A 19315-nucleotide genomic window follows, 5' to 3' on the forward strand; every position below is an offset into this window, starting at 1 on the left:
CCTCCCCGTCGGCACTCATGGGCGGGCCGTGCCGATGGCGCGGCCGACGCGATTGGCGGCGAGCACCACGACCACCACCACTGCGCCGGGCGCTGCCGCCAGCCACCAGGCGGTGGCGATGTAGTTGCGCCCCTCGGCGATCAGCAGGCCCCATTCCGGGGTCGGCGGCGGGGCGCCATAGCCGAGGAAGCCGAGGGTGGAGATCTGCAGGATGGCCCAGCCGAACTGGAGCGCGGTGAAGGCCAGAACCGATGTCAGGGAGTTGGGCAGGATGTGCCGCCGCAGCACGGCGAGGACGGTGCCGCCGGAGCCGAAGGCCGCCTCCACGAATTCGGAGCGGCGCACCCGCACCACTTCCGAGCGCATCAGCCGGGCGAAGCCGGCGACGGCGGTCGCGCCCACCGCCAGCGCCGCGTTGAGCGTGCCGAAGCCGAGGATGATGATGATGCTCAGCGACAGCAGCAGGGTGGGAATGGACAGCAGCACGTCCACGAACCGCATGGCGGCGGCGTCGGCGATGCCGCCGAGGGTGCCGGCCAGCAGCCCGAGGGCGGAGCCGGCCAGCAGTCCCACCGCCACCGCCGCCAGCGCCCCGGACAGGGAATGCACCGCCCCATGGACGATGCGCGCATAAAGATCGCGGCCGAGGGAGTCCGTGCCAAGGAGATGGTCGGGCCCCGGCGGCCGCAGCTGCTGCCCAGGCACCCCGACCAGGGGGTCGGAGGCGGTGAACAGGCCGGGGGCGAGCGCCCACAGCCCGGCCAGGGCCAGCACCAGCACCGCCAGCACCAGCCCCGGTTCCACCTGGGCGAGGCCCGCACGCAGCCGTCCACGTGGGCTTCGCCCAGGTGGAGCCTCGGTGATCGCGAAGGCGAGCGCTGAGGGTTCGGCGGTAGGGGGGGCCTCGCCGGGCGTGCCCGGGGGGCAGTCGAGGCGGCTCATGGCTGGCTCCCCTGTGATGGTGCGCCGGTGTGCGGCATGGCGTGGCCTCGCCCTCCCGGCGCGGCGGCGGTGGGCCGCGCGCCGGTGGCGAGACGCGGGTCGAGGAGCGGATAGGCGAGGTCGACGGCAAGGTTGATGAGAACGAAGGCGGTTGCGGAAACCAGGACCACCGCCTGCAGCACCGCGATGTCCTGGTTGCCCACCGCCTGCTCCGTGAGGCTGCCGAGGCCGGGCAGGCCGAACACGGTTTCGGTCACCACCGCGCCGGCGAGCAGTTCTCCGAACAGCACGCCGGCGATGGTGATGACCGGCAGCACCGCGTTGCGGGCCACATGGCGCCACAGCACGCGGGCGCGCGAGGCGCCCTTGGCCCGCGCCACCGCCACGAACGGGCGGGTCTCGATCTCGTCCATGTTGCGGATGAGGATCTGTGCCAGCGGCGCGCTGATGGGGACGGCCAGCGTCAGCACCGGCAGCACCAGGCTTTCCACCGGCCCTGGGGCGATCACCGACACCAGTTTCAGCCGGAACGAGAAGATCTGGATCAGCATGATGCCGAGCCAGAAGGTGGGGATGGACACGAACAGCGACGGCGCCGCGTGGGCGAGGTCGCGCAGGATCGCCAGCCGGCGGACGGTGGCGAGGGCGGCGATGGCCATCGCCAGCACCGCCGCTGCCAGGAAGCCGAGGCTGGCGAGCGTCAGCGTCGCTGGCAGGTTGGCGGCGAGCAGCGCGGTGACCGGCACGCCGGCCTGGAGCGAGTAGCCGAGCCGGCCCTGGAGCACGTTGCCCAGGGTGGCCAGGTATTGCGCGAGGAGCGGGGCGTCGGTGTCGTAGGCGGCACGGATCTCGGCGATCTGCGCCGGGCTGAGGCCGTATTCGGGATTGAGGAACTTGATCAGCACCGCATCGCCGGGCAGGGCCTGCAGCAAGATGAAGGAGAGCGTGAAGGCCGCCCACAGGACCAGAGCCGCCTGGGCGATGCGCGCGAGGACATATTTCGTCACCGGGGATGTTCCGCCTCATTGCCAGGCCGATGCGCGGCCGGAGGGGCCGCGCCGCGGGCGCCTTATTTGCGCTCCAGCCACACGCCGTAGAAGCTCGGCCGGCCCACCGCCTCGAAGCCGACGCCCTTCACGTGGGGCGCGCCGGCGAAGGCCTGGGGCTCCTCGAAGATCGGGATGGCATAGGCCTGGTCGAGCACGTAGGCCTGGACTTCGCCCACCAGCTTCAGGCGCCTGTCGCGGTCGGGCTCGGAGGCGATGGCCTCCAGCAGGCCGTTCAGCTTCTCGTCCACGAACGCCTGCACCTTGGCGCTGGCGCCGCCCTTCTGCCGCAGCACGTCGCGGTTCTTGGGATGATACTGGCTCTTGATGACGTCGGGGTCGGCGCGGCCCACCATGGCGGGGGCGACCGGGGTCTTGAGCGGGTCGAGGTCGTCGAGGGTGCGGCTGCCGCTGTCGCCGGCCAGCACGTTCAGCTTCACCCCCACCTTGGCCCATTGCTGCGCCACCAGTTGCAGCATGGCCTTGTTCTGCGGCTGGGGCAGGCTTTCATAGGCGGTCAGCTCCAGGCGCCTGCCGTCCTTCTCGCGGATGCCGTCGGCGCCGGGCTTGAAGCCGGCGTCGTCGAGCAGCGCCCGCGCCTTGTCGAGATCGAAGCCGAGCTTGTCCGACTGGTCCACATAGCCGATGGCGTCATGGGCGATGATGGAGGTGGCGGCCGGATAGTGCGGGGAATAGAGGGTGGAGAGGATTTCCTGGCGGTTGGTGGCCAGCGACAGCGCCTTGCGCACCCGCACGTCCGCCACCAGCGGATTGTCCGGGCGGAACACGATGGAGTTGTTCTGCCCCCGGGTGCTGGGCGCGTAGATGGGAAAGCCCTTGGCCTCCACCTGCGGCTCGTCATAGGCCTGCACCTGGCGGATGAAGTCGGCCTGGCCGGCCAGCAGCGCGCCGATGCGGACGCTGTCCTCGCCGGTGACGATGAAGCGGATGCCGTCGAGATGGGCGGGCCCCTGGTGGGCGAGCCTGGCCGGCCCCCAGGCATAGTCCGGGCGGGCCTTCAGCGTGAGCTCCTTGCCGAGCCGCTCGGCGGCGACCACGAACGGGCCGGAGCCGATGATCTTGGTGGCGTCGCCGAGCTGGTCGAATGGCAGGTCCAGGGTCTTCTGGGCCACCAGGCCGGAGCCGATCGCCGAAGTGCCCTGCAGGAAACCGGGAGAGGGCCTGCTGAAGAAGAACCTCACCGTCAGCGGGTCGATCACCTCGCTGCGGTGGTAATTGTTCACCACCTCCGACACCGGTTGCTTCAGCGCCTTGTTGCCGAGGCCGAAGGTGTCGAAATTCCGCGCCACCGCCGCCGCATCCAGCGGCGTGCCGTCGGAGAAGGTGACGCCGGGGCGCAGCTTGAAGGTGTATTCGGTGGCGTCCGGGTTCACGCTCCAGGTTTCGGCGATCCAGGGCTCGATCTCCAGCGTCCTGGGATTCTGGTAGGTGAGCTTGTCGGTGATCTGGTTGAGCACCCCGCCATTGGGATAGAAGCCGCCCGCCGGCGGGTAGAGGTTGGTGTGGGCCTGCTGCTCCAGATAGATCAGGGTGCCGCCCTTCACCGGCTCCGCCGCTCCGGCGCTGGTGGCCAGCAGGGTTTCGGCCAGCACCGTTCCGGCCAGAAGCGTCGCCGCCCAGAATGTCCCGGTCGCGTGCGTGGCGCGGCCGAAGGCCGCCAGCCTGCCATATGTCCTCATCGCCTGTGTCCCTCGGATGCGCGGCGGGGTGGGGATCCCCTGAGACTCAATTTATATAAATATGATAGAATATGTATACTAAACATTGGGCGCGATCCGGTCCGAGGCTGCGACACAGCTTCGCGGTGAAGGGCGCTCATTCCGCAAGGGTGGCGCGTGGGCGGAAGCGAGGGGAGGGCAGGGCATGTCCTGGCACGCCGTTCGTTATTGTCTGGACGCCGGGGTTCCCCGGCGATCCCTGTGCGTGGCGCTGGTGGTGGGCACGGTCCTCAATCTGATCAACCAAGGTGATGCCTTGCTCGGCGCCGGGGCGCTCAACTGGGGTAAGATCGTCCTCACATTCCTGGTGCCCTATTGTGTCGCGACCTATGGCGCGGTGTCCTACCGCCTGCGGCAGGAGGCGGCCGGGGCGGCGCGCTCCTGAGCGGCGCCGGGCGTGGATCGCCGCCCCGCCGAAATCGCGCGCGCGGCCCTCTCATCCGGCCCCCTCGTCCGGCCCCCGGTGCGCCTCACCCCCTGCGCCGCCGCCGGAAATGGCTGGCCGCCCTCCTTCTGTCTCGCGCACGCGGCGCGGTCCCTGGCGGCGCGGTAAAGCCCGTCGCCTTTTGTATATTTAATAGATAGACAAAGTCTATTTTATGCGGTTGAATCATTCTCAACGGCAGCTGCCGCGCGTGTCCGTGCCCCATCGTCGGGCACCCGGGCCGGCCGGCGCGGTCGCCGCCGGTTCGATTTCGATTCGACAGCTGCGCCATGAGGTCGCCATGACTGCATCGCCTCCGCCATCGCGTGTTTCGGCTGCTCCCGTCGTCCTCGCGGACGGCCAGATAGAGCCATTGTCCGGGCGCCTCGGGGCTGAAATTCGCGGCGTGCGGCTGGGTGGAGAGCTGCCGCGGCCGCTGTTCGACGAGATCCATCGCCTGCTGCTGAAGCACAAGGTGCTGTTCTTCCGCGACCAGCACCATCTGGACGATGCCGCCCAGGAGGCATTCGGGGCGCGCTTCGGCACCCTTGTGGCGCATCCCACGGTGGGCGCGCTCGCCGGCACATCGTCGGTGCTGGAACTCGACACCGGGCGCAGCGGCGCGCGTGCGCCGGGCCAGGGCGCCGGCCGCGCCGACCAGTGGCACACGGATGTGACCTTCGTGGATGCCTATCCGAAGATCTCGGTGCTGCGCGGGGTGCTGATCCCCGCCGCCGGCGGCGACACGGTGTGGTCCAACACCACCGCCGCCTACGCGCGCCTGCCGGAGCCGCTGCGGCTGCTCGCGGACGGCCTGTGGGCGGTGCATTCCAATGCCTACGATTACGCGGCGGTTCGCCCCCACGCCTCGGCCGACGACCGCGCCCAGTTCGAGCGGACCTTCACCCGGACCGTCTATGAGACCGAGCATCCGGTGGTGCGCGTGCATCCGGAAACCGGGGAGCGGTCGCTGGTGCTCGGCAATTTCGTCCAGCGCTTCGTGGGGCTCAACAAGGGCGACAGCCAGAAGCTCTACGACCTGTTCCAGAGCCACGTCACCGCGCCGGAGAACACCCTGCGCTGGCGTTGGCGGGCGGGCGACGTGGCGGTGTGGGACAACCGCGCCACCCAGCATTACGCGGTCAATGACTATGACGAGGCCCATCGCATCGTACGCCGCGTGACGGTGGACGGCGAGGTGCCGGTGAGCGTGGACGGGCGCACCAGCATCGTCCGCTCGCGCACCGACAAGGCCGACGCCAGCCGCGCCGCCTGAGGCCGGGCCGCCGCGACCGTCGGTCCCGGAGCCGCATCTTCCCGCTGGGGGCATCGTTCCAAGAGGTCATCCATGTCCGAACCGAGTTTTCTGAACCGGTCGCTGAAGCGGCTTTCCGCCTGGCTCGCGCGTCCCGCCGCCGTGGCGCTCGCCGCCCTTGCCCTGTCGGCCCAGGCCGCCGGCGCCGAGATGGTGATCCGTTTCGGCCATCCCGGCGTCGGCGCCGAGCAGCGTCCCTATTCGCACGGCGACGCCACCACCTATGCGCGGGCGCGGCAGTGGATCGAGAAGGAGTTCGAGAATGACAAGGACATCAAGATCGAATGGACCTTCTTCCGTGGCGCCGGCCCGGCGCTCAATGAATCGGTGGCCGCCGGACAGCTCGATTTCTTCCTGCTCGGCGACCTTCCCGCCATCGTCGGCCGGGCGCGGGGACTGAAGCACAAGTTCATCTTCGCCACCGGCCGGAACAACCCGATCTTCCTCGCCGTGCCCACCGACAGCGACATCAAGAAGGTCGAGGACGTGAAGGGTCGCAAGGTGGCGCTGTTCAAGGGCACCAACCTGCAGAACGCCACCGACCGCATCCTGGCCCTGCACGGGCTGGGTGAAAAGGACGTGCGCTTCATCAACCTCGACGCCAACGCGGCGGTGGCCGCGCTCACCTCCGGCAATGTGGACGCGGTGTTCGGCGGGCAGGAATATCTGCCGCTCGCCGCCAAGGGTGTGGCGAAGATCGTCTATTCCACCAAGGACGACGACCCGACGCTGGGGCGCAACTCGTCCTATTTCGTCACCGAGGCCTTCGCCGCCGCCCATCCCGAGTTGACCCAGCGCGTGGTCAACACCTTCATCAAGGCGGCCCATTTCATCGCCCTCGACGAGAATCGCGACGAGGCGTTCGAGGCCTGGACCCTCTCCGGCCTGCCCAAGCCCACCTTCGAGACCAATTTCGAGGGCGTGCGGCTGTCCCTGGTCACCAATCCGCTCATCGATGACTATGTGGTCGCCCGCTACAAGGAGCAGGCGGACGCCGCCAGGCAATACGGGCTGCTGAAGGGCGACCCCGCCATCGATACCTGGTTCGACCGCACCTATCTCGATGCCGCGCTCAAGGCGCTGAAGCTCGAGGACTTCTGGTCCACCCGCGATGCCAACGGACATATCGAGACCCGCGGCAGGATCGACCAGAAGGCCTCCAATTGAGCCCGCCGGCCACGGCGGCCGGCTGAAGCGAAGGCGGGCGCCGGTCGGCGGCGCCCCATCGGTCCCGCCATATCGGGGTGACAGCATGAGCCTGACGCAGACCTATGACGAGCCGGCTCTGGCCGCCGGGGCGGATGCGGCCGCCCCGCGCCGGCGCGGGCGGCGGCGCCCGCTCGTGCCCGCCTTCGCGCTCGGCCTCGTCTTTCCCTTCGCGCTGGTCGCCCTGTGGTGGGCGGCGGCGCGCGCCGGCCTCGTGCCGGAGCAGATCCTGCCGGCGCCGCCGGTGATCGTGGCGACCACCCTCGAGCTCGTCGGCGACGGCTCCCTTGCCACCCATCTGTGGGTGTCCACCCAGCGGGTGCTGGTCGGTTTCGGCATCGGCGCCGTGTTCGGGCTGGCGTTCGGCGCCGCCGCCGGGCTGTGGCCCACCTTCCGCGCCTTCGCCTATCCGCCGGTGCAGGCGGTGGCGCGGGTCAACGTGCTCGCCTGGATGCCGCTGCTGACCTTGTTCATGGGCATCGACGAGCCCTTGAAATATGTGGTCATCGCCTGGTCGGCCTCCATTCCCGTCATCCTCGGCACCGCGCGCGGCATCGAGAACATCTCCCCCGCCTTTCGCGAGCTCGGCCGGGTGCTGCAGTTCAATCCGCGCGACACACTGCGGCTGGTGGTTCTGCCCGGCGCCGTCCCCTCCATCTTCGCCGGCCTGCGGGAGGGCCTCGCCAATGCGTGGCAGACCCTGGTCCTGGCCGAGCTGTTCGCCTCCTTCGAGGGCCTCGGCTACCTCATGACCTGGGGCCGCCAGCTGTTCCAGCTCGACCTCGTCATCATCGCCATGATCGTGGTGGCCCTTGCCGGCCTCGCCATGGACCTGCTGCTGCGGCTGCTGGAGCGGTGGGCCCAGCCCTGGACGCGGGGGACCGCCGATGTCCATTGACGCCGTGGCCGATACGCCGGCCGCGCCGGGCGCCAGCGCCAACCCCGGCGCGCCTGCGCGACGGCACGGCCTGCGGGCCGACTGGCGGCCCTGGGCCTCGTTCGGCGTGCTGCTGGCCCTGTGGTTCGCTGCCCACCACCTGGGCTGGGTGCCGGCCAAATACCTGCCGTCGCCCGTCGCGGTGGTCCAGCGCCTGGTGCGGGAGGTCCATTCCGGCACCATCCTGCATGACCTGGCGGAGACCATGCGTCGGAACCTCACCGGCCTGGCTTTGGGCGCCGCCGCCGGATTGGCGCTCGGCGCGCTGCTCGGCATCTTCGGGCTCATCGGCCGCATCGTCGGGCCCACCGTGCTGGCGCAGCGCCAGACGGCGCTGTTCGCCTGGGTGCCGCTGCTGGCCATGTGGTTCGGCGGCGGCGACACCGGCAAGATCGCCTTCATCGCGGTGGCGGCGTTCCAGCCGGTGGTGGTGAGCACCTGGCGCGGCATCTCCCTGGTGCCGGCCACCTATCGCGAATTGTCGGCGGTGCTGCTGCTCAGCCGCTGGAATTATTTCCGCCTGGTGGCGCTGCCGAGCGCCGCGCCGATGATCTTCACCGGGCTCCACGGCGCGCTCATCTATGCCTGGCTCGCCACCGTGGGGTCGGAACTGTTCCTCAACATCACCGCCGGCCTCGGCGGGCGGCTGAACGAGGGCAGCCAATTGTTCGAGATCGACCTGCTGTTCCTGTCCATCCTTTTGTTCGGCCTCATCGGCCTCGCTTATAATGCGCTGGCCGAGCGCGGCGAGGCCCTTCTCCTGCGGTGGAATGCCCGATGAACGCGCCCTTCGCTCCTCCCGCCGCCCCGGTGCCCCTGGCCGGGCGGCCGGCTCTCGACATTCGTAACGTCAGCAAGGCGTTCGCGGTGGGGCGCGGCGCCATCGAGGTGCTGTCGGGCATCAGCCTCGCGGTGGAGGCCGGATCGTTCGTGAGCATCGTCGGCGCCTCCGGCTGCGGCAAGTCCACGCTGCTGCGCCTCATCCTGGGCCTCGACCTCGACTATAGCGGCGAGATCCGCCTCGACGGCCGGCCGGTGACCGGCCCCGGCCCGGAGCGCTCCATCGTGTTCCAGGAGCATCGGCTGCTGCCCTGGCTCACGGTGGAGGCCAACGTGGGCGCGGCCCTGCTCCATTCCGGGCTGGACAAGGCGCGGCGGCGGCAGGCGGTGGCCGAGCACCTGGAACTGGTGGGCCTCACCGCTTTCGCCCAGGCTTATCCGGCGCAGCTGTCGGGCGGAATGGCGCAGCGGGTGGCGATCGCCCGGGCGCTGGCCAACCGGCCGCGCTTCCTGCTGCTCGACGAGCCCCTGGGCGCGCTCGACGCGCTGACGCGGCTGCGCCTTCAGGACGAGCTGAAGCGCATCGTCGCCCACGAGGGCGCCACCGCCATCCTCGTGACCCATGACGTGGACGAGGCGGTCTACCTCGGCAACCGCATCGTGGTGCTGCATCCCCGGCCGGGCCGCATCGCCACGGTGCTCGACGTGCCCGACAGCGCCCGCGCCCACCGCTCCAGCCCGGATTTCGTGGCCTTGCGCGACCAGGTGCTGGAACTGCTGGGCGTCGCGCGGACCTGAGGGCGCGGCGGGTGCGCTTGCCCGACGCGGCGTGCTCCTGCCGCCCCCGGGCCTGCCGCCCCGCTTCCTCGCGCCGCCTCCTGGCGCGGCCGAAGGCGGTGGGGCGGGGCTTGAGGGAGAGTGCCGGAGGGTGAGCTATCCCCATCATGGTGCCCTTCCCGGCGCGACCCGCCCCATTGGCGCCGTGTTCGCGAGATGGTGTCGCGGGGTCCGCGGCAGGCGCGGACGGCACCATTCGAGGTTCAGGATGTTCGCACCCCTTCATGCCGCCGCGGCCTTCGCCTTCGTCAGCCTCGCCGCGCCGGCGGCGCTGGCCGCCACCATCACCGTGGCGGGTGAGGCCAGGATTTCCGTGGTGCCTGACGCGGCGGTGCTGACCACCGGCGTGGTGTCCGCCGGCAAGACCGCGGACGAGGCGCTCGCCGCCAATTCCAAGGCGGTCAGCGCGCTGATCGAGACCATCAAGGCGGCGGGCGTGGAGCCGCGCGACATCGCCACCTCCAGCTTCTCCCTGCAGCCGCAGTATGCGACGGGGCAGGGCGCCCAGCGCGAGGCGCCGCGCCTGGTGGGGTTCGAGGTGCGCAACAGCGTGCGGGTGACGGTGCGCGATCTCGCCGCCCTCGGGCCGCTGCTCGACAAGATGGTGCAGGCGGGCGCCAACCAGGCCTCGGGCCTCGCCTTCACCGTCTCGAATCGGGCGAAGCTGGAGCAGGACGCCCGGGTCGCGGCCGTGAAGGATGCCATGGACCAGGCCGCCGTGGTGGCGGGCGCGGCCGGACTGCGGCTGGTGCGCATCGTCTCCATCACGCCGGAGGCCGACGGTTCCGGCCCCATCATGCCGGTTCCCATGTTCGCCAAAGCCGATGCCGCGCGCATGGCCGTGCCGGTGGAGGCGGGGGAAGTGGAAGTGCGCGGGCGCGCCAGCATCGTCTATGATGCCGAACCGCAATGACGGTGAAGTGAAAGGTTTTTCTGTGGCGCGGCTGTGATAGATCAGCGTCAGTGACTGATTGCGCCCCGGTGCCCGGCCGTGTCCGGCGCCGGGGCGCGCGAGATCCGAGGCGGATCGCTCATGTCTGTGACCGGCAACCCACCCGCGGGGCGACGGGTGCAATACGCGGCTTTGCCCTATCGCGTCCGGCGCGACGGCGAAGTGCAGGTGCGGTTGATCACCTCGCGCGAGACACGGCGCTGGGTGATTCCCAAGGGCTGGCCCATCAAGGGCCTCACGCCCGCCAAGACCGCCGCGCGCGAGGCCTATGAGGAGGCTGGCCTGACGGGCTCGGTCGATCGCGAGGCGATCGGCGTCTACACCTACGAGAAGAATCTCGGCATCCGCTCGGTGCTGTGCGACGTCATGGTGTTTCCGCTCAAGGTGAAGCGGCACCTGCAGAAGTGGCCGGAGCGGGCGCAGCGATATGGGTTCTGGTTCTCCATCGACAGCGCCGCCACGGCGGTGCTGGAGGAGGAGTTGAAGGCGCTTATCGTTGTTTTCGGGCAGCAGATGGCCGCGCGCTTCGCGGCGGCGGCCGCCGCCAAGGCCAGCGCGGCGCTGGACGGCAAGAAGAAGAGCGGCGCCAAGGCCAAGGTGAAGGGAACCGCCGCCGCTGAAGCGTCCATGGAAACGCCGGAAGCCCGGGTCGAGGCTGGCGCGTTGTCCGCGGGCGCCGTGACGGCACGGGCCGATGTGGCCGCCGCGGGTGCCACGAAGGGCCGGTCCAAGGGCAAGGGCGCGGGTTCGGGCAAGGCGAAGGAGGCGGCGAAGGACGCCGCCGCGCTCGAGGCCGGACAGGGCGCCGCGGCCGAGCCCGGCGCTTCGGCCAAGAAGACAGCCAATAGGACAGCCAAGGGCGCGGGCAAGGGTGCGGCCAAGGGCGCGGCCAAGGGCGCGACCAAGGGCACGACCAGGGGTTCAGAAAAGTCGCCTGCGAAAGCCAAGGCGAAGGGGCGCGCGCCGGATGAGGCCCTCATCGCGGTCGAGACCATATCCGGAGCCGGGGGCGCGGGCGGGAAAACCACCAAGATCGCGGGCCAGGACCTGAGCCGGGACCTGAGCCGGGACCCGCGCAAGGACCTGCCCCAGAGCGCGACCGGGAAGGCCGGCAAGGCAGGTGGCAAGGCGGGTGGCAAGGCGGGCGGAAAGAGTGGCGGCAAGGGGGGGGGCAAGGGGGGCGTCGAATCCGTGGCGGCGATCGAGGGACCGGAGCTGGATGCGGCCGCCTCCCGGAACACGGCGCCCGAAGCCGCCTCCCTGGCCAACCCGCCGGTCGATGGTGCGTCCGGGGACGACAGCCGGGCGACCGCTGCCCCGGGAGGCGGGCCCGCCTCGCCCGCCGGGACACCCGCTCTCAAGGGCAAGACATCGGCACAGGCGCAGGCGGCTGTTGCCGGCAAGGCCCGGGTGGTGGCCCGACGGGGTACGATGCCCACGGGCGGCAGCGGCGTCGGCAATCGGAGAGGCGCCGCTCCGGCGAGTTCGCCGGCGTTGCCGGCCCGGCCGCCGGGGACGCGGCGGCGCGCGAGCGGGGCCGGCGCCGAGCCGGTTCCGGCCGTGACCGGGACGGCGCCAGCGGGCGCGAAGGCGGGCAGCAAAGCGAAAGCCAAGCCCGTGGCCGCGGTCCGCAAAGGCGAGAAGAAGCCGGCCAAGCCGGTGGCACGGAACGCGCCGCCGAAGCGCGGTCCTCCCGGTCCTGGGGATGGCGAGCCCGCCGCCTCCCCCGAGAAGCCCCCGCGGCCGGGCAAGTCATAGGCCGGGCAAGTCATAGGCCGGGCAAGTCATAGGCCGGGTTCTGCATGCGGTCCCCGGCCGGCGCTTCGCACGCCATGTCGCCGCATGGGTCCAGGCTCTGCTGCGGCCCAGGCTCTGCTGCGGCCCAGGCGAGACAGAGCTTCGGGCATCTGGGGCCGCGCGCCGGCGGGGCCTTTCCCGACGGCAGGGTTGCTTCAGGCGCGCGACGGCAGCACCGTGCGCCGGTAGAGATGCCAGGTGGCGTGGCCGAGCACCGGCAGCGCCACGATGAGGCCCAGAAAGGCGGGCAGCGAAGCCACCAGCAGCGTGGCCACCACCAGGATGCCCCAGGCGATCATCGGCCCCGGGCTGAGCAGGACCGCCTGCACGCTGGTGATCATGGCGGTCACCACGTCCACGTCGCGGTCCATCAGCAGCGGGAAGGAGATGACCGACAGGGAGAACAGCGCCAGCGCCAAAGCGGCGCCGACCACATGGCCCACCGCCAGGAAGGCAAGGCCATCGGAGGTGGTGAACAGCACGACGAGGAAGCTGTGCAGCGTCGAGAACGAAGCGAAGCCCAGGAACAAGGCCAGGAGCAGCCGCACCTGGTACATCCAGATGATGAAGGCGAAGATGGACACGAAGGCCATCCAGCTCATCTCCCGCTTGCGCTGGTCGAACACGACGCGCAGCACGTCGGTCCAGGTCGGTGTCTTTCCGGCCTCCATGTCGCGGCTCACGGCGTAGAGGCCGGCGGCCACGAACGGGCCGATGAGCACCGAGCCCGCCACCAGCGGATAGGCCAGGTAGCTCACGCCGAGGGCGAAGACCGTGGACAGAAGGACGATGCCGCCGGCCGCGTAGATGCCGCCGAAGAACAGCCCGAAGACGGGTGCCCGGCGAAAATCCTCCACCCCGGCGCGCAGCGCCGCGGCAACATCGGCCAGTGTGATGGGACGAACGCGCGGGGCAGCGGGCATGGCGGCCGCGCCCTTGTCGAAAATGTCCGACATGATTGCCTCCCGAGGGACATTTCTTATTTTCCTGGAAGTCTGGGATCGGTCCGGTGGGTTGTAAAGGGGGCGCCATGCGACGAGAGGAAGGGAATGCGTGTTTTCGAGGCCGGGCGGACCGGCATGGGTAGCCGCGTGTGGAACCTGTGAAGCAAGGGGCGGGGGCGTTGACCGTGAACGCAGATGTCGAACGCGGGCCGGGGACGCGGAGGGCCATGCCCCGCCGCGCGGTGCTGGCGGGGCTTTGGGCCGGTCTGGTCCTGCTGACGGCGCCGGGCGCGCTTCATGCGCAAGATCCCATCGGTGTGCTGGCCGCCACCGGCCGGCTGGGGATCGGCACCGTCGAGGCGGTGACCGGCGAGGTGCGGATCGAGCGCGACGGCGCCCCCGTCGCGGCCGAGCCCGGGGCCGCCGTGGTGGCCGGGGATACGGTGCTGACGCAGGACACGGGGCGGGCGGTGCTGCTGCTCGGCCCCTCCACCCAGGTCCGCCTCGGCCCGGACACGCGCCTGCGCATCGATCGCTTTACGCAGGGGGAGGGGGCAACCTTCACCTTCGGCGGTGGTGCCATGCTCTACACCCGCTCGGAGCGCGGCCAGCCGCCGCCGGTGAGCCTGACCGCGCCGTTCGGAACCCTGATCGGGCGCGTGGGCCGCTTCTTCGTCGGGCGCGTCGAGGCGCAATATGGGGTGCTGGTGATGCGGGACAGCCTGAAGGTCAGCTCCGGCGGCGGCGTGGTCAACCTTGAGCCGGGCGATGCGCTGGACATTCCGCGCAACGGCTTGGCGCCGGGAGCGCCGCAGCCCTGGAGCGAGGCCCGCATCCGCCTCGCCCTGTCGCTGGTGGAATAAGGCGGGCGGCGCGCGGTGAGGGCCCGCGCGCCGGGCTCAGCCGGTGAGCATCTCGATGCGAGCAGTGGCGCGGCGGATGCGTCCGGCCAGCAGCACCGCGAGATTGCGGATGATGCGCTCGGCGGCGCGCGGGTGGGTGTCCTGGAAGGCGCGGAACTGCTCCACCGGCAGTTCCATGCAGATCGCCTCGGTGTCGGCGCGCACATGCCCTGCGCGGGGCTCGTCGATCAGCGCCAGCTCGCCGAAGGCCATGCCCGGGATGAGGGTGTCGATGCGGGTGTCGTGGCTGCCGCGCGCGCTCACCACCCCGCGCAGCAGGAAATAGACGGTGGCCGTGGCGGCGTCCTTCGACATGATCTCGGTGCCGGCCGGGTAGGCGGTGCGGGTGCACAGGCGCCCGAGTTCCGCCACGTCCTGGGCTGACAGGCCGAGCAGCAGGGCCTGGCGCCCGAGGTCCGAATCCAGGCTGCGCTCGGGAAAGCCGCCGTGGCGGTAGATGATCTGGTCTTCCGCCCACTCCACCGCCGCCTCGTAGGTGGGGAAGATGCGGACCCGCGCGCCCTCGTTCTTCAGCGCCCACACGCGCGGCGCCACCGGCGCGCCGGCATCCACCCCCGCCACCACGGTGGTGGTGGCGGGGGGCAACTGGTCCTTCAGCATGTCGAGCAGCAGCGACATGCCGGCATCGGTGATGGTGGTCACCCGATGCAGGTTGAGGATGAGGAATTCCGGCACCGCCGCCGGATCGGCGAGCCGCCGGCTCACGTAGTCGGTGCTGGCGAAGGAGAGCTTGCCGGCCAGTTCCAGCACCCGGATGGCGCCCAGGCGGGCGGCGAGGATCTGTTCTTCCCGCTGCTGGCGGCCGGGCTTGGCGGGCACGGCGCGGAAGTCGTAGTCGGCGAGCACGCAGGAATGGGCATCGTCCCGCCGCGACAGCAGGTGCAGGTCGAAGGCCTCCGACAGCATCTCGCAGGTCTTGATGCCACGCACGCTGTTGCCGTGAACGTCGAGGCGCGGAGAAAAGGTGCCGAGCCCGAGCTGGGACGGCAAGGCGGCCAGGATGCCGCCCCCCACCCCGCTCTTGGCCGGCACGCCCACGCGGTAGATCCATTCTCCGGCGAAGTCGTACATGCCGGAAGAGCTCATCACCGCCAGGGTGCGGGCGATGGCATAAGGCGAGGCGACGGTCTCGCCGGTGACCGGGTTGACGCCGTGATTGGCGAAGGTGGCGCCCATGATCGCGAGATCGCGGGCGGTGACGAGCAGCGAGCACTGGCGGAAATAGACGTCCAGCACCGCGTCCACGGTGCCGCGGATGCCGCCATAGTTGCGCAGCAGGTAGGCGATGGCCCGGTTGCGGTCGCCGGTGATGCGCTCGGAGGTGAACACCGCCTCGTCCACCTCCAGCGGCCGACCGGCGAATCGGCCGAGGGTGGCGGCGATGAGCGGAAACGCCTCCGCGCCCCTGGCGTCGGCGATCAGGCCGCTGCAGGCGATGGCGCCGGCATTGACCATGGCGTTGAAGGGCCGGTTGTCGGCGCTGAGGCGAATGGAGTTGAAGGCGTCGCCCGATGGCTCGACGCCAATGGCGGCCTCCACCGCCTCAGCCCCGAGCGTATCGAGCGCGAGCGCGAACACCACCGCCTTGGAGATGGACTGGACGGTGAAGGGCACGCGCGTGTCGCCGACCTCGTAGAGGTGGCCGTCGGTGGTGGCCAGGGCGATGCCGAACTGGTCGGGCGCGGCCTTCGCCAGCTCCGGGATGTAGCTCGGTACCTCGCCGTCATGCAGCGGCGCGAGGGCGGCGTGGGTCCGGTTCAGGAAACGGTGCAGGGGTGTTTCGAGCACGGCGGCCTTGGCGGCTAGGGCACTTTGGGGCACGGGTTGGGTTCCGACGCGCGGAGCGCTCAAGGAAGCCTAAAGCAATTCGCCTCCGGGTTGAAACCGGAAAAGGCCGCGTCGCGGCCGCCGCCGCAGCGCCGGCCCGGCGGGGCGAGTTGACCTTCCCGGGCGAAAGGGTTGAAACAGGGGGCGGTGCGCGGGGCTCCAGGCTCGGCCCGCTGCCGTTGTGGTCTGGGCTCCCCGTCGCGGACGTGGGCCGGCGGCGGTGGGGATGTGTGAGCGCGCATGTCCGGTTGGTGAGGGGCTCGATGACGCAAGGTCCAATCGTACCGATCGTGATGGCGGGTGGGGCGGGCACGCGGCTGTGGCCACTCTCGCGCGAGACCATGCCGAAGCAGTTCATTCCCCTGCTCGACGGCGGCCTGTCCACGTTCCAGGCGACTTTGCTGCGCATCGCTGACCCGCGCTTCGCCCGCCCGGTGGTCATCACCAACCATGCCTTTCGCTTTGTGGTGGCCGAGCAGATGCAACTGGCCGGGGTGGAGGGCGAGATCATCCTGGAGCCGGAGCGGCGCGACAGCGCCGCGGCGGTGGCGGTGGGCGCGCTCCTGGCGCAGGCCCGCCACCCGCAGGCGGTGGGCCTCGCCCTGGCGGCGGACCATGTGGTCGGCGACACCGAGGCCTTCCGGGCCGATTGCGTGGCGGCGGCGGAGCGGGCCGCCGAGGGGCTCATCATGACCCTGGGCATCGTGCCCACCCATCCTTCCACCGCCTATGGCTATATCGAGGCGGGCGCCTCCCTTGCAGACGGGGCAGCCATCGCAACACCGGCGGGCGGGGCGCGGGCGCGCCGGCTCGCCCGGTTCGTGGAAAAGCCGGACGCGGCCACCGCCGAACGCTATGTGGCCCAGGGCTTCTTGTGGAACAGCGGCAATTTCGTGTTTTCCGCCCAGACCATGCTGGAGGAGCTCGAGGCCCTGGCGCCCGAGGTGCGCGCCGCCGCCGCCGCCGCTGTCGCCGAGGCCCGCGCCGATCTGGATTTCCTGCGCCTTGACGCCGCCGCCTTCGCCCGCGCCCCGCGCATCTCCATCGATTACGCGGTGATGGAGAAGACGCGCCATGCCGGCGTGCTGGCGGCCCGCTTCGACTGGTCGGACGTGGGCGCATGGGATGCCATCCACGCGCTGAAGGCCAAGGACGCGAACGACAACGTGCTCGAAGGCAATGTGATGGCGCTGGAGAGCCGCGGCTCGCTGGTGCGCAGCGAGGAAATCCTCACCACCGTGATCGGTCTCGACGACGTGGTGGTGGTGGCCACCCGCGACGCCGTGCTGGTGGCGAGCAAGGCCTCGGCCGGCAAGGTGAAGGGGCTGGTGGAGGCGCTGAAGCGCGCCAACCACCGGGAGGCGGACGAGCACCTGCGCATCTACCGGCCCTGGGGCTGGTATCAGCGGATCGACGTGGGCACACGGTTCCAGGTCAAGCGCATCAATGTGAGGCCGGGGCGCAGGCTGAGCCTGCAGAAGCACTTCCACCGCGCCGAGCATTGGGTGGTGGTGTCCGGCACCGCCGAGGTGACTCTGAATGGCGTGGTGTCCCATATCCATGAGAACGAATCCATCTATCTGCCCATCGGCTGCACCCACCGCCTGCACAACCCCGGTCGTATCGACCTGGAATTGATCGAGGTGCAGGTGGGCAGCTACACCGGCGAGGACGACATCGTCCGCATCGAGGACGAATACGCCCGGCTGTGACGGCGGCGGACCGTCCCGGCGGGCGGGGTGAGGTGACTTGCGTCCGTGCCGGCGTTGCAGCGCCACCCGGCCGCTCGGCCCCCGCGCGGTGGCGCGGAGCGGGCGAGCGGTCCATGATCCGGCCACTAAACCCGCGCCGACTTCCGACACACGACACCTGCCATGATCGATCCCACACGCGTTTCCACCGCCATCCGCGCGGCCTCCGGCTCCGGCCCGGCCTTCAACCTTGCCCGCTATTGCCTCGGGTCCGGGGCGGATCCCGACAAGCCGGCGCTGCTGGTGGCCGAGGGACCGCGCGGGCAGATCGTCGAGACCTGGAGCTACGGCGCCATGACGGATGCGGTGGCGCGCGCCGCTGGCGGTTTCGCCGGCTTCGGCCTGGAGCCGGGCGCGCGGGTGCTGCTGCGGGTGGGCAATACCTCCACCTTTCCCATCCTGTTCTTCGGCGCCATCGCCGCCGGGCTGGCGCCCATTCCCACCTCCACCCTGCTCACCGCGCGGGAGGTGGACCTGATCCTGGCCGATTCCGGCGCCGGGCTGGTGATCGGCGACGGCTCCGGGGCGATGCCCACCGATCCCGGCGCGGCAGTGGTGCTCGGCCCGGACGGGATCGGGGCACTGCGCGACTCGGCTCCGGTTGGCTTTGCCGCCACCGCCGCCGACGACCTCGCCTTCCTGGTCTACACTTCTGGCACCAGCGGTCGCCCGAAGGGGGTCGCCCATGCCCAGAGGGTGGTGCTCGGCCGCCGCCCCATGCATGAGGGCTGGTATGGCCTGCGTCCCTCCGACCGGTTGTTCCACGCCGGGGCCTTCAACTGGACCTACACCCTCGGCGCCGGCCTGATGGACCCCTGGTCGGTGGGCGCCACCGCCATCGTGCACCTGGGCGAGCGTCCGCCCGAGGCCTGGCCGGACCTGCTGGAGGCGACCGGGGCGACCCTGTTCGCGGCGGTGCCCGGCCTGTATCGGCGCATCCTGAAATATGCCGCTGTCACGCCGGATCGCTTCGCCAGCCTGCGCCACGGCCTCACCGCCGGCGAGGCGCTGAAGCCGACGCTCCACGCCGAATGGGTGGCGGCCACCGGCCGGCCGCTGTTCGAGGCGCTGGGCATGAGCGAGATTTCCACCTACGTCTCCTCCGGCCCCGGCGTGCCCACCCGGCCCGGCAGTCCCGGCACGCCGCAGGCCGGGCGGCGGGTGGCGGTGCTGCCCCTCGCCGGCGGAGGGCCCGAGGCCGAGCAACCCTTGCCCCCGGGGGAAGGCGGCCTCATCGCCGTGCACCGTTCCGACCCCGGCCTGATGCTGGGGTATTGGGGCCTGCCGGAGGAGACCGCCGCCGTCCTGCGCGGCGACTGGTTCCTGACCGGCGACGTCGCCCATTTCGATGTCGATGGCTACCTCTGGTACGAGGGCCGCGCCGACGACCAGATGAACGCCTTCGGCTATCGCGTGGCGCCCGAGGAAGTGGAGCGCGCCATCGCCGAGCATCCGGCGGTGGCGGAAGCGGCGGTCAAGGAGACGGCGGCCGGCGACGTCTCGGTCATCACCGCCTTCGTGGTGCGGCGCGAGGGGGCGGTGGTGGACGCCGCCGAGCTCGACCGCCATGTGGCCGGGCGCCTCGCGGACTACAAGCGGCCGAGGGCGTGGGTGTTCGTTTCGGACCTGCCGCACACCGCGTCTGGCAAGGTGATGCGCCGCGCCTTGCAGCGCTGACCGACCGTCGTCGGGCGGAGGGCGCGCCGGCCGGGGCGCCGGGTGCTGGTTCCGGCCCCACGCCGGCACGGGCCGGGCGGATCGCCTGTCGGGTCGCCGGTGGCGCCGGCTCTGCCCCGTACCAAAGGCCCGTGAAGGTGCCTCGTGGGCCTTTGGGCAAGCCTGCGCGGCGCTTGAGCGGACCCGCTTGGCGCCGGTCGAAGACCGGGGCCGATGGT

16 protein-coding genes are annotated in these 19315 nt (G+C 70.8%); 11 read left to right on the top strand and 5 right to left on the bottom strand.

The genetic code is table 11. From position 1 onward, the window contains the following. Positions 1 to 15 precede the first annotated feature (15 nt). From V5F53_RS01665 to V5F53_RS01675, 3 genes are all read right to left on the bottom strand, one after another. The gene (locus V5F53_RS01665; protein WP_393998147.1) at positions 16 to 942 is read right to left on the bottom strand and encodes an ABC transporter permease; all 927 of its coding nucleotides are present in this window, start codon (positions 940 to 942) and stop codon (positions 16 to 18) included. Then, on the bottom strand, positions 939 to 1949 hold the full coding sequence (locus V5F53_RS01670; RefSeq protein WP_393998146.1) for an ABC transporter permease: 1011 nt from the start codon (positions 1947 to 1949) through the stop codon (positions 939 to 941). Before V5F53_RS01670 ends, V5F53_RS01665 begins: the two co-directional genes overlap by 4 nt. Before the next feature lie 62 nt (positions 1950 to 2011). Continuing rightward, positions 2012 to 3688 carry a TIGR04028 family ABC transporter substrate-binding protein gene (locus V5F53_RS01675; protein WP_393998145.1) on the bottom strand — a complete coding sequence of 559 codons (1677 nt, stop codon included), beginning with the start codon at positions 3686 to 3688 and terminating at the stop codon, positions 2012 to 2014. A gap of 184 nt (positions 3689 to 3872) precedes the next feature. Here V5F53_RS01675 and nrtS point away from each other — a divergent pair, with 184 nt between their 5' ends. The 8 genes from nrtS to V5F53_RS01715 all read left to right on the top strand — a co-directional run bounded on the left by nrtS (position 3873) and on the right by V5F53_RS01715 (position 11936). Next, the gene (gene nrtS, locus V5F53_RS01680; RefSeq protein WP_393998144.1) at positions 3873 to 4112 is read left to right on the top strand and encodes a nitrate/nitrite transporter NrtS; all 240 of its coding nucleotides are present in this window, start codon (positions 3873 to 3875) and stop codon (positions 4110 to 4112) included. A gap of 340 nt (positions 4113 to 4452) precedes the next feature. Beyond that, positions 4453 to 5427 (top strand): TauD/TfdA dioxygenase family protein, encoded by a 975-nt coding sequence (locus tag V5F53_RS01685; protein WP_393998143.1) that lies wholly within the window; start codon positions 4453 to 4455, stop codon positions 5425 to 5427. 72 nt (positions 5428 to 5499) lie between these two features. Continuing rightward, positions 5500 to 6633 (top strand): ABC transporter substrate-binding protein, encoded by a 1134-nt coding sequence (locus tag V5F53_RS01690; protein WP_393998142.1) that lies wholly within the window; start codon positions 5500 to 5502, stop codon positions 6631 to 6633. An 85-nt stretch (positions 6634 to 6718) separates the two neighbouring features. Then, positions 6719 to 7570: an ABC transporter permease gene (locus V5F53_RS01695; RefSeq protein WP_393998141.1), complete on the top strand. Its 852-nt coding sequence runs from the start codon at positions 6719 to 6721 to the stop codon at positions 7568 to 7570. Next, on the top strand, positions 7560 to 8390 hold the full coding sequence (locus tag V5F53_RS01700) for an ABC transporter permease (RefSeq protein ID WP_393998140.1): 831 nt from the start codon (positions 7560 to 7562) through the stop codon (positions 8388 to 8390). The genes V5F53_RS01695 and V5F53_RS01700 overlap by 11 nt, the downstream gene beginning before the upstream one ends. Then, positions 8387 to 9187, top strand: coding sequence for an ABC transporter ATP-binding protein (locus tag V5F53_RS01705; protein ID WP_393998139.1), 801 nt, complete (start codon positions 8387 to 8389; stop codon positions 9185 to 9187). Before V5F53_RS01700 ends, V5F53_RS01705 begins: the two co-directional genes overlap by 4 nt. Positions 9188 to 9434: 247 nt before the next feature. Beyond that, positions 9435 to 10139: an SIMPL domain-containing protein gene (locus V5F53_RS01710; protein ID WP_393998138.1), complete on the top strand. Its 705-nt coding sequence runs from the start codon at positions 9435 to 9437 to the stop codon at positions 10137 to 10139. A gap of 120 nt (positions 10140 to 10259) precedes the next feature. Beyond that, positions 10260 to 11936, top strand: coding sequence for an NUDIX hydrolase (locus V5F53_RS01715; protein ID WP_393998137.1), 1677 nt, complete (start codon positions 10260 to 10262; stop codon positions 11934 to 11936). A gap of 194 nt (positions 11937 to 12130) precedes the next feature. Here the strand turns inward: V5F53_RS01715 and V5F53_RS01720 are convergent, their stop codons facing one another. Continuing rightward, positions 12131 to 12931, bottom strand: coding sequence for a DUF2189 domain-containing protein (locus V5F53_RS01720; RefSeq protein ID WP_393998136.1), 801 nt, complete (start codon positions 12929 to 12931; stop codon positions 12131 to 12133). Between the two features lie 215 nt (positions 12932 to 13146). On the opposite strand from V5F53_RS01720, the gene V5F53_RS01725 reads away from it, so the two are divergent. Beyond that, on the top strand, positions 13147 to 13782 hold the full coding sequence (locus V5F53_RS01725) for a FecR family protein (RefSeq protein ID WP_393998135.1): 636 nt from the start codon (positions 13147 to 13149) through the stop codon (positions 13780 to 13782). Between the two features lie 36 nt (positions 13783 to 13818). Here V5F53_RS01725 and glsA read toward each other — a convergent pair whose 3' ends face one another. Further along, on the bottom strand, positions 13819 to 15663 hold the full coding sequence (gene glsA / locus V5F53_RS01730; protein ID WP_393998134.1) for a glutaminase A: 1845 nt from the start codon (positions 15661 to 15663) through the stop codon (positions 13819 to 13821). A gap of 269 nt (positions 15664 to 15932) precedes the next feature. On the opposite strand from glsA, the gene V5F53_RS01735 reads away from it, so the two are divergent. Next, the gene (locus V5F53_RS01735; protein WP_393998133.1) at positions 15933 to 17381 is read left to right on the top strand and encodes a mannose-1-phosphate guanylyltransferase/mannose-6-phosphate isomerase; all 1449 of its coding nucleotides are present in this window, start codon (positions 15933 to 15935) and stop codon (positions 17379 to 17381) included. 162 nt (positions 17382 to 17543) lie between these two features. Further along, positions 17544 to 19097, top strand: a complete 1554-nt coding sequence (locus tag V5F53_RS01740; RefSeq protein ID WP_393998132.1) for an acetate--CoA ligase — start codon at positions 17544 to 17546, stop codon at positions 19095 to 19097. Positions 19098 to 19315: the final 218 nt, after the last annotated feature.

The sequence above is a fragment of the Xanthobacter cornucopiae genome (assembly GCF_043195065.2).
In the GTDB taxonomy this organism is placed as follows: domain Bacteria; phylum Pseudomonadota; class Alphaproteobacteria; order Rhizobiales; family Xanthobacteraceae; genus Xanthobacter.